Here is a 295-nt window from a genome sequence, read left to right as displayed (position 1 = left end):
GGCTCGTCCGCCCAGGGTAAGTCGGGACCTAAGCCGAGGCCGAAGAGGCGTAGGTGATGGACAATCGGTTGAAAATCCGATACCACCATACAACCGTTAATACGAAGGGGTGACGCAGGAGGCTAGGGAGAGCCGGTGAATGGAAGGACCGGTCCAAGCCCGTAGGGAGTGAGGCAGGCAAATCCGCCTCACGGGAATCCTGAGAGGTGAAGGGGAGCCCGTAAGGGCGAAGCTTCTGATGCCAAACTGCCGAGAAAAGCCTCTAAGGAGGGGGTATGGTGCCCGTACCGGAAAC

The 295-nt window shown here is 59.0% G+C and carries 1 rRNA gene; it reads left to right on the top strand.

The window, feature by feature from the left end:
* A 23S ribosomal RNA gene (locus JDF658_RS13935) occupies positions 1–295 on the top strand; the annotation flags it as partial.

This window comes from Carboxydocella sp. JDF658 (assembly GCF_002049395.1).
GTDB lineage: Bacteria > Bacillota.
Note: the sequence above shows the minus strand (reverse complement) of the source record. Positions and strands in the feature narration are given on the sequence as shown.